14 protein-coding genes are annotated in these 12,156 nt (G+C 63.5%); 1 reads left to right on the forward strand and 13 read right to left on the reverse strand.

Annotated elements, in window-relative coordinates:
* Positions 1 to 24 precede the first annotated feature (24 nt).
* From HMPREF2565_RS11170 to glmS, 9 genes are all read right to left on the reverse strand, one after another.
* Positions 25 to 453 carry a hypothetical protein gene (locus tag HMPREF2565_RS11170; RefSeq protein WP_049157036.1) on the reverse strand — a complete coding sequence of 143 codons (429 nt, stop codon included), beginning with the start codon at positions 451 to 453 and terminating at the stop codon, positions 25 to 27.
* 78 nt (positions 454 to 531) lie between these two features.
* Positions 532 to 1,584 (reverse strand): tRNA (adenosine(37)-N6)-threonylcarbamoyltransferase complex transferase subunit TsaD, encoded by a 1,053-nt coding sequence (gene tsaD, locus HMPREF2565_RS11175; protein ID WP_071407378.1) that lies wholly within the window; start codon positions 1,582 to 1,584, stop codon positions 532 to 534.
* Positions 1,578 to 2,063, reverse strand: coding sequence for a ribosomal protein S18-alanine N-acetyltransferase (rimI, locus tag HMPREF2565_RS11180; RefSeq protein ID WP_046648421.1), 486 nt, complete (start codon positions 2,061 to 2,063; stop codon positions 1,578 to 1,580). Before rimI ends, tsaD begins: the two co-directional genes overlap by 7 nt.
* Entirely contained in the window at positions 2,060 to 2,752 is a 693-nt protein-coding gene (tsaB, locus tag HMPREF2565_RS11185) for a tRNA (adenosine(37)-N6)-threonylcarbamoyltransferase complex dimerization subunit type 1 TsaB (protein ID WP_070511358.1), read from the reverse strand. The genes rimI and tsaB overlap by 4 nt, the downstream gene beginning before the upstream one ends.
* The gene (locus HMPREF2565_RS11190) at positions 2,752 to 3,297 is read right to left on the reverse strand and encodes a hypothetical protein (protein WP_046648423.1); all 546 of its coding nucleotides are present in this window, start codon (positions 3,295 to 3,297) and stop codon (positions 2,752 to 2,754) included. Before HMPREF2565_RS11190 ends, tsaB begins: the two co-directional genes overlap by 1 nt.
* 98 nt (positions 3,298 to 3,395) lie before the next feature.
* Positions 3,396 to 4,988 (reverse strand): aspartate:alanine exchanger family transporter, encoded by a 1,593-nt coding sequence (locus HMPREF2565_RS11195; protein ID WP_071407379.1) that lies wholly within the window; start codon positions 4,986 to 4,988, stop codon positions 3,396 to 3,398.
* Position 4,989: 1 nt separating this feature from the next.
* Complete coding sequence (tsaE, locus tag HMPREF2565_RS11200) at positions 4,990 to 5,454, reverse strand: tRNA (adenosine(37)-N6)-threonylcarbamoyltransferase complex ATPase subunit type 1 TsaE (RefSeq protein WP_046648424.1); 465 nt, start codon at positions 5,452 to 5,454, stop codon at positions 4,990 to 4,992.
* Positions 5,444 to 6,544, reverse strand: a complete 1,101-nt coding sequence (gene alr, locus HMPREF2565_RS11205) for an alanine racemase (RefSeq protein WP_175973961.1) — start codon at positions 6,542 to 6,544, stop codon at positions 5,444 to 5,446. Before alr ends, tsaE begins: the two co-directional genes overlap by 11 nt.
* A 31-nt stretch (positions 6,545 to 6,575) precedes the next feature.
* A complete protein-coding gene (gene glmS / locus HMPREF2565_RS11210) occupies positions 6,576 to 8,447 on the reverse strand; it encodes a glutamine--fructose-6-phosphate transaminase (isomerizing) (RefSeq protein WP_071407380.1) in 1,872 nt (623 codons plus the stop codon).
* Between the two features lie 121 nt (positions 8,448 to 8,568).
* Between glmS and HMPREF2565_RS11215 the strand changes: the two genes are divergently transcribed.
* Positions 8,569 to 9,402, forward strand: coding sequence for a dienelactone hydrolase family protein (locus tag HMPREF2565_RS11215; protein ID WP_071407381.1), 834 nt, complete (start codon positions 8,569 to 8,571; stop codon positions 9,400 to 9,402).
* 55 nt (positions 9,403 to 9,457) lie between these two features.
* Here the strand turns inward: HMPREF2565_RS11215 and HMPREF2565_RS11220 are convergent, their stop codons facing one another.
* From HMPREF2565_RS11220 to HMPREF2565_RS11235, 4 genes are all read right to left on the reverse strand, one after another.
* Entirely contained in the window at positions 9,458 to 9,682 is a 225-nt protein-coding gene (locus HMPREF2565_RS11220; protein WP_046648429.1) for a hypothetical protein, read from the reverse strand.
* A 98-nt stretch (positions 9,683 to 9,780) separates the two neighbouring features.
* The gene (locus tag HMPREF2565_RS11225; RefSeq protein ID WP_071407382.1) at positions 9,781 to 10,053 is read right to left on the reverse strand and encodes a hypothetical protein; all 273 of its coding nucleotides are present in this window, start codon (positions 10,051 to 10,053) and stop codon (positions 9,781 to 9,783) included.
* Positions 10,053 to 11,810 (reverse strand): zinc metalloprotease, encoded by a 1,758-nt coding sequence (locus tag HMPREF2565_RS11230; protein WP_070517427.1) that lies wholly within the window; start codon positions 11,808 to 11,810, stop codon positions 10,053 to 10,055. Before HMPREF2565_RS11230 ends, HMPREF2565_RS11225 begins: the two co-directional genes overlap by 1 nt.
* A complete protein-coding gene (locus HMPREF2565_RS11235) occupies positions 11,810 to 12,121 on the reverse strand; it encodes a hypothetical protein (RefSeq protein WP_053089098.1) in 312 nt (103 codons plus the stop codon). Before HMPREF2565_RS11235 ends, HMPREF2565_RS11230 begins: the two co-directional genes overlap by 1 nt.
* Positions 12,122 to 12,156 lie beyond the last annotated feature (35 nt).

A 12,156-nucleotide genomic window follows, 5' to 3' on the forward strand; every position in this document is an offset into this window, starting at 1 on the left:
GGCCTACTTATGGGATTTACGAATTTAAACCTGCTTATCGGAGTTGATGACGGCCGCGCGCCACAGGTTGTACTCCTCCGGGTTGTCCTCGCGGTAGTTCTTCACCGCGCGGATGCCGTGCTCAACGGCCTCGACGACCTCGTCGATGTTCTTGTCGTCGCCGTCGGCAGTGACGAAGATGACCGGGCCGCAGATGGAGCGGATCGGGTCCTGCAGGAAAGCGGAGTTGCCGGTAGCGGCTGCGTTGCGGGCCAGGGAGGCCACCGGGTTCGGGTCGGCGTCGTCAGCCTTCGCGTTCGGGTTGAACAACGCCGCGTAGGTCTGGCCATCATCCTGGAAGGCCACGGAAACGCGATCCTCGGTGGTACCACCGAGGAATTGGTTTGCCTGTTCGAGCTCAAACTCGATGATGCGGCGGGACAGATCAGGGTTAACGAGGAATCCAGTGGTCATAGCGGTGTGAGCTCCTTGTGTGTGAGCCGGACGATTATCGGTCATCACACTACCGGCCCCCTGGGGATTGCGCATCCGCTAGCGCGCAGAGGCGACGAGGGGAACCTCCACCTCAAGCTGTGTATCGGTCCCGCATGCCAGGCCGGAAGGCTCGGCGCCTTCGTGAATGAGCTGGGCGGCCACCGCCGCAATCATCACGCCGTTGTCGGTGCATAGCTTGAAGCGCGGCACACGCAGCTCAATGCCCGCAGACTCGCAGCGCTTTGCCGCCAGTGCGCGCAGCCGCGAATTCGCCGCCACGCCGCCACCGAGCAGCAGCACCTTGGCCCCGGTGTCCTGGCAGGCGCGCACGGCCTTGGCGGTCAGCACATCCGCCACTGCCTCCTGGAAGGAGGCACACAGGTCTTCGACCTGGACCGTGGTGCCCTCGCGCTCGGCCTTTTCCACGTGGCGTGCTACCGCCGTCTTGAGTCCCGAGAAGGAGAAATTGTGGCGGTTGGGCCCGCGCAGGTCCTCGGCCTTGGACAAACCTCGCGGCAGGTCGATGGTGGGCTTTCCTTGGGCGGCCAGCTTATCGATGACCGGCCCTCCCGGATACCCCAACCCCAGGAGGCGGGAGACTTTGTCGTAGGCTTCGCCGGCGGCGTCGTCAAGCGTGGTGCCCAGTTCCTTCATGGGTTTGCCCACGGCCTCGACCTCAAGCAGCTGGGTGTGACCGCCAGAGACGAGCAGGGCCACCGAGTGCGGCAGCTCCTCGCCCTCCAGGTTGGCCACCGCGACGTGCCCGCCGAGGTGGTTGACGCCGTAGAAGGGCACGCCCCACGCCGAAGCAAAGGCCTTGGCGGCAGACGTCCCGACGAGGAGTGCGCCGGCGAGGCCCGGCCCCACGGTGGCGGCCACCGCATCTGGCTTCTCGACGCCCGCCTCCTCCAACGCTGCCTTCATCACCTGCGGCATGGCTTCGAGGTGGGCGCGGGAGGCAATCTCCGGCACCACACCGCCGAAGCGTGCGTGCTGCTCCATGGAGGAGGCGACGACGTCGGCGCGGATCTCCATGTGTCCGTTCTCAGACAGCTCGATGATGCCCACGCCGGTTTCGTCGCAGGAGGACTCGATGCCGAGGATTAACATCTCTCACTCTTTCGTGGTCGGTACATGGTGTGGGCGTCCGCGCCGGAGGGCTGATAGTAGTTGCGGCGCAGGCCGTTGATGACAAAATCATAGGCCTCGTAGAGGCGGATGGCCGGATCGTTGCCCACGCGCACTTCGAGGAAGATGGGCGCGTCGTGGGAATCTGCAAGCTCGACGATGGCGTCCATCATCAGCCGCGCGATGCCCTGCCGTTGGGCGGCAGGGTCGACACCGATGGTGTGGATTTCGTACTCCGGCCAGGCAGCGGGCCCCATCCGTCCCACGCCGGCGTAACCGAGAACTTCCGCGCGGTTGTCGTTGTGGTCGTCGCTTGCGTCAACCGCCCAGTAGGTGGTGTGGCCCGCCGCGATTTCCTGCTCGAAGGCATGCGCCGGCCATGGGTGTTCGCCGGGGAAGAGTACCTTTTCCAGCTCGGCGCAGCGCGGCGCGTCCGCGGGGGTCAGTGGGCGCAGCCTCATGATTCGGGAGTGTCCTCGATGCCGCCGACGAGCGCGGCCGAGCGCGGCTTGGCCTGTGGCTCCACGGCATCGGGACGGCGAAGGTAGAGCGGGACGAGTGGCGCGGGTTCAGCGGACAGATCAGCGCAGGCCACCAAACCCGCGGCGCGCGGTGTGGCCCACTCGCGGGGAAGGTCAGCGATACCTTCCGGCAAACGCGGGGCGATGGACTCTGGGAACACTAGGCGCGTGCTCTCCGGACTCGAAAGTCCGGCGGTGCTCAGATCGAGGGATTCCGGCTTCGATACGTTCGGGCCGCTACGGCGCTCCCCTTCGTCATAGGTGGCCCAGTAGACCTCTTTGCGGCGAGCGTCGATGGCCACCAGCCACTCCCCCATTCGACCATGCGCGATGGCATCCAAGGTGCACACGCCATGCACGGGCAGGTGGAGGGCCACGCCCAACGCGGAGGCGGTGGCCATGCCCACGCGCAGGCCGGTAAATGGTCCGGGCCCCGTGCCCACGACGATGGCGGAGAGATCTGGGTAGGTCAGGGAGGCGTCGGCAAGCAGCTCCTCGATGGTAGGGATGAGCTGCTCATTGTGGGCGCGCGTACCGCTGATGACGCGGTCGATGCTGTCGCCAGTGTCGGTGTCAACGATGCCCGTGACCAGATCCGTGGTGGCGGTATCGAGTGCGAGGACCTTCATTAGCCCACGAACTGCCAGGCAGGAGCGTCCTCATTGTCAGCGCCCTGCTGCAACATCTGGTCATCACCGCGCAGGAACTGCAGCGGCTCGCCCGGCTGGATGCCGCGCAGCGGCGGAGCGTCCTGGCCCTGGGCCTTGGCCATCTCCACCTGCTCGAGGACGCCGGAGCAGAGGTCCACCTGGGAGCGGTTCAGCTTCTCCACCTGGTACTCCTGATTGACGCTGACGGTGACAAAGTAGTTCTCATCCTCCGCCACCTTGCCGTCGACGAAGTCGATACCGGCGACATCCACGCCGCCTTCCCCAAGCTGCTGCTCCGTAGCACCCGGGCAGACGACGAGACCGGCAATCCAATCCTGGCCGTAGACGTCGGGGACCAAGAGCGCGGAGAAGCTCAGGTTCTTCGGGTACGTGTCCAAGGTTTCACCCAACGTCGAGGAAGGCTCCTCCGGCGAACGGGTCATGGACAGCGCGATGAGCAAGCCAAGGACGATGGCAAAGCCGCCGATGACGACGGTCGTGATGAATTGGCCGATTTTATTCATGGGGATGTGCTCCTAATAATAGGGAGTTCAGTACGGGGATATCCTACGCGACCGCCCTGCAGCGACCCTGACCGGCCCTTCCGGTGCCGATAAAAGGATCAGACGATCAACAGGGCAAGGACCTGACACATGAGGATCTTGCCGATCATCGCCGTGGGGTACACGGTGGCATAGCCGCGCTCTGCCAGCTGGGTGCCGGTCTGGGGGTTGAGGTAGGCCATGATCGCCGGGTTCGTGGTCATGCCTGCGGCGATGCCCATCGATTCATCAAACTTCAGGTGCAGCACCAGCATGGATACCGCGACGATGCCGATGGCGGAGACCAGCGACAGCACAATACCCACGCCCATATACTTCAGGGAGGTCGGATCCGACAAGGCGTCGCGGAACTGGCCGCCAGCCGACGTTCCCACGCCCGCCAGGAACAAGGTCAAGCCCAGCGTGGAGATAGTCTGCTTGGCGTGGAAAGGAAGCTGCCAGTTAATCGGGCCCGAGCGCCCCAGCGCGCCCAGGATGAGGCCGACGACGATGGGGCCGCCACCGAAGCCGAAGGACAGCGTCGTGCCGCCTGGCAGCGGAATCGGGATAGCACCGAAGAGCAGACCAATGAAGAGGCCGAGGGCAAAGGGGAAGAGATCGACGTTGCCGAGTTTGGCTTCGGAGTCGCCGAGGAAACGGCGGACGTCGTCAAGCCTGCCCGGCGCGGTGATGACGCGCACACGGTCCGAGTAGTGCAGGACGGTTTCCTCGTTCGGCACGACGTCGGAGTCACCGCGGCGCACGCGCGCGATGAGGAAGCCTTCCTTGACAGTGTCCAAGTCCTTGAGCTGATAGCCCGCAACACGTGGGCTGGACACGGTCAGGCGGCGGTAGACCAGGCCATCTTCCTCGTGGAGGTTGAGGTGGATCTCCTCACCCAGCTGGGAAATCGCACTATCGAGCGCTGGTGCCGTGCCGTTGAGCAAGAGCTCCATGCCGGCGCGCAGCGGCAGCTCCGGGTAGGCCAGGTTGTGGTTGTGGGGATTGTTGACGTGGCGGGTAGCGATGACACGCTCGCCGGTTACTTCCTGCAGCTCCCCTACCGTTGCGTCGAAGTCGCGGGTCAGGCGCACCGCCCGCCACTCCAGTGGCTCCGCAATCATGCCCTCGGCGCGGGCGTCCTCAACGTGATTCACGCGCAGCGCCTTCGCGCCGATGGCGGCCACCAAAATGGTTCCGATAATGCAGCCAGGGTAGGCCAAGGAATAGCCCACCACCGGGGTGCTATCGCCGCCCAGGGCCTCGACGACCGCGGCCATACCAGGCGTCGAGCTGAGCGAACCTGCCAGCGTGCCCACGCTGATCGCGGGGTCCAGATCAAAGAGGCGCATCGCCAAGGTTGTCAGCCCCGCGAGCAGGAAGAAGAAGACGATGACCACCATGGACATCTTCCAACCGCGCCGGCGGAAATCTTCGAAGAAGCTGCGACCAAAATTCAGGCCGATAACGTAAACGAAGATGGCCAGACCAAACTGATAAACAAAGGCGGGGACCACGATGTCCGGGTTCGCCGCGGACAAGCCCAAGGCCACGAACATCGCCGCTGCGGCGCCGAGCGAGATGCCGAAGACATTAATCTTGCCAACGGCCAGTCCCACCGCCATGATCAGAAAGAGCGTCAGCAGGGGCTGTTCGGCAAGAAAAGCCAGCACGTTAGTTCACCCATTTCCATGTAAAGACGCGGACGTCATCGTCCGAGTCGCGGTTGATTGTGATGGCGAGGTACGCATCGGACAGGCGCTCCATGAAGCCCCCACCCCACTCGGCAACGACCACGGCGTCCTCGATTTCGGTGTCCAAGTCTAGACTGTCCAGCTCCCCCAACGGATCATCCGAATGATCGAGCAAGCGGTAGGCATCCACGTGCACCAACGTCGGCCCGCCCACGCGGGAAGGGTGCTCGCGCGCGATGACGAAGGTCGGCGACGTCACCCGCCCCTTCACCTGCATCCCGCGGGCAATGCCCTGCGTAAAGGTGGTTTTCCCGGCACCTAAGGGGCCGTCGAGGATCACCAAGTCCCCTGCTTCCAGCGTCGCGCCCAGCTCTTCGCCGAAGGCCTGGGCATCCTCCGGGGTGGCAGCCACACGGCGCCCTTCGTGCGGAAAATCACTGCGCATCGTTAGCTCCTTCACAATAGGTGCGCGTGGTGCGCCCGGTGGGGCGGCACACCACTTCATAGTTGATGGTGCCAGCGGCCGCGGCCAATTCTGTAGCGCTCATACCGCCGCGCCCAAAGATAACGGCAGTGTCCCCGGCGCGCACGCCATGAGGGTTCGCGCCGAGGTCGACGACGATCTGGTCCATGCAGACCCGCCCCACCTGCTGGTACAACTCGCCACCAATGCCTACCTGCAGCGCCCCCTGAAAGGCGCGCGGCAGCCCGTCGGCATAACCCACGCTGACGGTGGCGAGCTCGCGGTCACTATCCGCGGTCCAGGTCAGGCCATAGCATGTGGACTCCCCCGCCGAAATCGGCTTCACAGCAACAACGGAAGCCTCCCACGTCATGGCTGGTTCCAGCCCATGGTCGAGCCCGGCCACCGGTTCAAGCCCGTACAGGGCCACACCGGCGCGCACTTGTTCAAAACGTGCTGAGGGGCGAGTCAATGCCGCCGGCGAATTGGCCAGGTGGTTCAGCGGGCACTCCAGCCCCACCTCGCGTGCAAGCGCTAGGGCCTGGCGGAATTCCGCCTCCTGATGATCATTGTGCGGGTGCTCCGGCTCGTCCGCACAGGCAAAGTGGGACATGAGGCCTAGGACGGTGATGTGGGGGGCGTCGGCAAGCAGGCGGAAGGTCTCCTGCCACGCATGCTTGTCGACGCCCGACCGGTGCATCCCCGTTTCCACCATCACGAAGGCTTCGGTGGGCGCTTCGGCAGCCTCGATGAGGGCTCGTGCGTGCATCAAAGATGGGATGCCGATCTGAATACCAGCGGCAAGGGCTGGGGCGAGGTCCTCCGTTGGCTCCCACAGCCACGCGGCGATGGGAAGGTCCTCGATGACGCCTCGCAACTCCACGGCCTCGACGAGCGTGGCCACCCCGAAGGCGTCTGCCCCCGCCTTCGCCATGACCGGTGCGCAGCGCTGCGCACCGTGCCCGTACGCGTCCGCCTTGACCACGCACATGAGGCGGGCCGGGGCCACCGCCTCCTTCACGCGAGCAACATTGTGGGCAATAGCGTTGAGGTCAACGGTGGTTTTTAACATACCCACCATTGTGCCACTTGAGGGCTCAGCGCTATTCGACGGTCACCGACTTCGCCAGGTTGCGCGGCTGGTCTACGTCATAGCCCTTGGCGGTGGCTACACCGCAGGCGAAAATCTGCAGCGGAACGGTAGCCAACAGCGGCTGCATCAGAGTCGGTGCCTGCGGGATGCGGATGATGTGGTTGGCGTAGGCCTCGACCGCCTCGTCGCCCTCTTCCGCGATGACGATGGTGATAGCGCCGCGGGCGCGAATCTCCTGGATGTTGGAGACGACCTTGGCGTGCAGGGAATCGCGACCGCGCGGGGAAGGCACGATGACAAAGACCGGCTGGCCCTCCTCGATAAGCGCGATCGGGCCGTGCTTGAGCTCGCCGGCAGCGAAGCCCTCCGCGTGCAGGTAGGCGATCTCCTTGAGCTTGAGCGCGCCCTCCAGTGCGACCGGGAAACCGACGTGGCGGCCCAAGAAGAGCACCGACTTAGCGTTCTCCATGGCAGTGGCCAGATCGTAGACCTGCTTTTCGTTGTCGATGACTGCCTGGACCTTATCCGGCATCGCACGCAGGTCATCCAGGACGGAATTGACCTCATCGGAGAACATGTTGCCGCGCAGGCGCGCCAGGTAGAGGCCAAGTAGGTAGGTCGCGGTGATCTGTGCCAGGAAGGCCTTGGTGGAGGCCACGGCGATCTCCGGGCCGGCGTGGGTGTAGAGGGCGGCGTCGGACTCGCGCGGAATGGAGGAACCCTGGGTGTTGCAAATAGCAATCACCTTGGCGCCCTGCTGGCGGGCGTGGCGCACTGCCATGAGGGTATCCATGGTCTCGCCCGACTGTGACAGGGCCACGACCAGGGTCTTCTCGTTGACAATGGGATCGCGGTAGCGGAACTCGTGGGCCAGCTCCACCTCACACGGGATGCGGCACCAGTGCTCGATGGCGTAGCGCGCGACGTGGCCGGCATAAGCGGCGGTGCCGCAGGCGATGACGATGATCTTGTCGATGGACTTGAGCACCGACTCCTCAATGCGGATCTCATCGAGGACCAGGTTGCCGGTCTCGTCGAGGCGGCCGAGCAGCGTATCGCGCACGGCTGCTGGCTGGTCGTGGGTTTCCTTCTCCATGAAGGAGTTGAAGCCGCCCTTTTCGGCAGCGGCGGCATCCCACTTGATCTCGAAAGGCTTGCCCTGGGCGGGGTTGCCGTCGTAGTCGGTGATCTCGATGTCATCCGCGGTGATGGTGACGACCTGGTCGTTGTCCATCTCCACGGCGGACTTGGTGTAGTCGATGAAGCCGGAGACATCCGAGCCGAGGAAGTTCTCCCCCTCACCCAAGCCGATGACCAGCGGCGAATCGCGGCGCGCAGCCACGATGCGATCGGCCTGCTCGGCATGAATAGCCAAGAGGGTGAACGCGCCTTCCAGGCGCTTGCCGGTCAGCTGCATAGCCTTGGTGAGGTCGCCGCCGGCCTCATTGTGGAACACATCTGCCAGAAGGGTGGCGGCTACCTCGGTGTCGGTCTCGGACACGAAGTTATGGCCCTTGGCCTCCAGCTCGCTCTTAAGCTCGGCGAAGTTCTCGATGATGCCGTTGTGCACGACGGCGAGCTTGCCGCCGTCCACGACGTGCGGGTGGGCGTTCAGATCGGTTGGACCACCGTGGGTTGCCCAGCGGGTGTGCCCAATGCCCAAGACGGAATCCTTCAGCGGGCGCGCAGCGATTTCAGCTTCCAGCGCAGCGACCTTTCCAGCCTTTTTGCGCCAGGAGATCTCCCCATCGGCGTACATTGCGACGCCTGCTGAGTCATAGCCGCGATACTCCAATCGGCGCAGGCCCTCCAGCACAACGTCGAGGGCAAAGTACTCACGACCATCGGTGTTATGGCCAATGTATCCAACGATTCCACACATGGAACGGAATTTTACAGCATGATTTATCGTGCCGAATCGCAAGGATCGTGCTTAAAACCTTCCCCCACCTATCTGGTACATGTCCACCTCTTTGTCTACGCTTTCCTCTATTCTGTAAAGCGTGTCTGCGAATTTGAAGAAGCATCTCGGTACGTTGTCCAAGCGCGGCCCGCACCGCGTCCTCGTTGGGGACCTGTCTTATGCAGGGCTAGAAGGCAAGGTCTACACCCCTGTTGAAGGCAAGGGCCTGCCCGCCGTGGCGTTTGCCCACGACTGGACGAAGAGCATCAAGGACTACCACGCCACCCTGCGCCACCTGGCCAGCTGGGGCATCGTGGTGGTTGCTCCCGATACGGAGACTGGTGTGTTTGCCAAGCACCGTAACCTGGCTGCCGACCTCGAATCGGCTTTGCAGATTGCCGCCGGCGTTAGGCTGGGCGCTGGCAAGATTTCGGTGTCCGCTTCCAAGCTGGGCGTTTTCGGCCACGGCATGGGAGGCGGCGTAGCCACCTTGGCTGCCGTGGATAACCCGAAGGTCCGCGCCGTCGCAGCCCTCTACCCTGCTGATACCTCACCATCCGCCGTTCAAGCTGCCCGCACCGTCAAAGCACGCGGCCTCGTTATCGGCGCGGGCCAGGATGACATCTTCCGCGCCGGCAACCCCGCAAAGCTGGCCAACGCGTGGGGCGGACCGGTGGCCTACCGGGAGATTGCCAAGGGCACGCAGTCCGGTTTCAGCGAGGATAAGTTCTTCAAGTTGGCACTTGGTTCCGGCTTCTTCCAGGGCTCCGCAGTCGAGACCGCCCGCGGCCTTGTGACCGGCTTCTTCCTTTCCACCCTGGCTGGCGAATCCAGGTATGACGGCTTTGCGGATGCCGATGCCTCCGCGAAGGGCGTTGAGAGCTTCACCGGCGAGGACTTAGCTCAACGCGCCGGCTTTGAGTACAGCAAATAAAGCTCCAACGAAAGAGCGCTTCACAGCGCGGCTTTTCCTAACTACAGCAGGACGATCAGTTGTCGTCCTGCTGTAGTTGTTTTAGCTTAGGGACTTCAAGAAAATACCAGGCAATAAGTGCAATGCCCGGCAGAAGCAACTGAGCGGCCGTCCACAGCTTTATGTGGGACATTTCTCTGTCGAATTTAATCTCAATGCCAAGCACAACAAAAGCCACCAAGAGGTACAGCATGGGAAGAACGCCCCACAGGACGTCATGAAGCCAAGGCACTGTTGTCATGCGGCATTCTCCTCACCCTGGTTGATACGTGCAGTAGGCAGTCACCTCACGGTATCACCTGTGGCTGCGAGGAACCAGACTTGTTTCTCGCTGCTGCTTCAGCTGCGCCTGAGCACCGACTGCACCTGACCGCGCGGACGGCCCCGGCCCTGCCCCTGCGCTTGACTATGCGGCACGCCCCTGGACTCTGGGTTTCGCCCCGGCGTAGGTGCGTGCGGCGCATGTGTGTGCGCTTGGGCTTGGGCCGCGCGCTGAGCGGACTTCTCAAGCTCGTCCTGTGCCTTAGCCATCGCTTTCTCAAACTCCAGCAGCCGTGCGGCTGTGCGCTCACGGAATCCGCGTGCGAACTCATCGAAATCATTGTGCGGCATTACCACTGCCCTGCCTTTCGCGCCTGTACGGATGGGGAATCTGAGCTTTCTTCCGGTGCCGTTTCCGGTGTCATTTCTGGTGCGGCTCCCGCGCCGGGAGCCGGCCCAGACGCTGGCTCAGGGGGCGGTTCAGGGGCTGGTACCGGTGCAGGTTCCGGCACTGGTGCCGGTGCCGGCGCTTCCGCTGCCTGCATATGCGCCAGCTTCTCCGGTGGAGCTTCTGGCTCCGGAACGTTATTTAGCTCTGGCGGTGGTGGCGTGACTCCGTTGTCCGGGGCTGGTTCTGGTGCCGGCGGTGGACCTGGCTCCGGTTCCGGCTGCGGCTCTGGTTCTGGTTCGGGCTCAGGCGCAGGTTCCAGCTCAGGCTCCGGTAGGTTCTCAATGAAATCCACGGCGGCTTCAGCCAGCAGCCCAAGCCCCAGAATGGCAACTCCTACGCCTAGGATGCCCAGACTTCCGCAGCAGGATTCCTCCAGCTTACACTCACAGGATTCCGCGTTAGGACTCTCGCCGCTTTCTTCCTCACAGTCTTCAGCTTCTACAGGCTCGTCAGGCTCCTCGACCTCTTCGACTACCTGCACCGCCTCCTCCGGGCATTCAGTCACCTCCGCCTGCACGGGTGCGGTCGGCACGTCAACCTCGCTGGGCACCTCAATCCCGGCGTCGGCCGGCGTGGTGGTTCCCACGTCGCGCGGCTGCTCAGTGCAGGTACAAGACTGCTGCGACTCCTTCTCCGCGTGGCACCCGCACGGCTTGTGCTCTTCTTCTGTTGCGGTGGAATCGGGTGTGGGCTGCGCTTGCGCTGCGGGCTCAGTCGGCACGGTATGCGGCGTGTTCGGTTTCGCTGGCCGAGGCTTATCCTCAGCCGGCGGGCATTCTTCTTCCGAAACCCCTGCGGGCTGGGTTGGCGCAGGTTTTTCTGGCGGTGCCACCGGTTTGTCTGGTTCCGGCTCGACTGGTTGCTGCGGTGGAGCAGGCTGCGCTGTCGGCGCCGGTGGCGTTGGCTGGGCTTGCGCCGGTGCCGTTGGTTCTGCGGGGCTCACAGGTTTCGTCGGTTCACAGGGCTCAGGATCCGGTTGTGGGCACTCCTTCGGCTTCTCCTCGCAACCGCATTCAGGCTCAGGCGGGGTTTCCGGCAGCTCCCGCTCGCATACCTCGGTGCAGCGCTTTTCAAACTCGCCGTAGCAATTTTCAATGGCAGTGTCGCGGTCCCGACAGGTTTGCGAAATGGTGTCATTCGTCTGGTCGATTAGGTCACCGCCAATGCGCGAAATAACTGGGACGATGGCCTTGCCCAACGGGTGCCGCTGCAGCAACATGGTCAAGATATTCAGCAGCGGAATTACTGCAGAAATCAACTCCGCTACGGCAGATTCGGAAACACTGACCACGTCTTCGATGGCCTCGGAGCACTGCTGCGCGGACTCCACCAGATCATCGGCTTCGTCCCTTTCCTTCTCAAAGTCATCCTGCACGCCGCGCAGGTGATCCATGATCGCTCCCCCAGCCAGCGACAGCACCGTGCCAAGGAGGAAATCCCGCAGACCATTGCCGCCGCGCAGTGGACGTCGCGCGCCCATCGCCGACGCGGTATGCGTCACGAGCTCTCCTGGGTTGATCCCGTCGACGGAACCCACCATGTCCCCCAACAAATCAATCGGTGTGCTGGGACCGGAGTAGCCGCCAAGGCTCGCAGCCTGAAACTGGGAGACTACCTGTGAATAATCGCCCAAGAGCGACTTGATCATCGTGGACATCAGTTCGCCCCCGTTTCCTGGCTGCCGAATTGGCCAGCGAGGCCACGGTCGACGTCGCCAAACGCCCGCACCTGCTCACGCGCGGCGCCCGCGGTGGCCGATATGTTCTCCAAGCGCCACGCACCGCGCTCGTGTAGCCGACTCAACAACGCCTGAATCTGCGCCCCATGCCCGCTAAAATCCCGCCCCGCAGAAGACGGGGCAAAGCTCGGTCTGTCCCCGCGGTGTGCGTCACTTTGGGCGCGGGCTTGGTCCATGACGTCGTCGAGAAGCCGCGTGGCTTCCTCCTCATCAAAAAATACGTCGGGCATGTGCGCCCTCCTTCTTGTCCACAACAAACAGTGAT

The organism is Corynebacterium sp. HMSC072A04, assembly GCF_001809235.1.
In the GTDB taxonomy this organism is placed as follows: Bacteria; Actinomycetota; Actinomycetes; order Mycobacteriales; family Mycobacteriaceae; genus Corynebacterium; species Corynebacterium hiratae.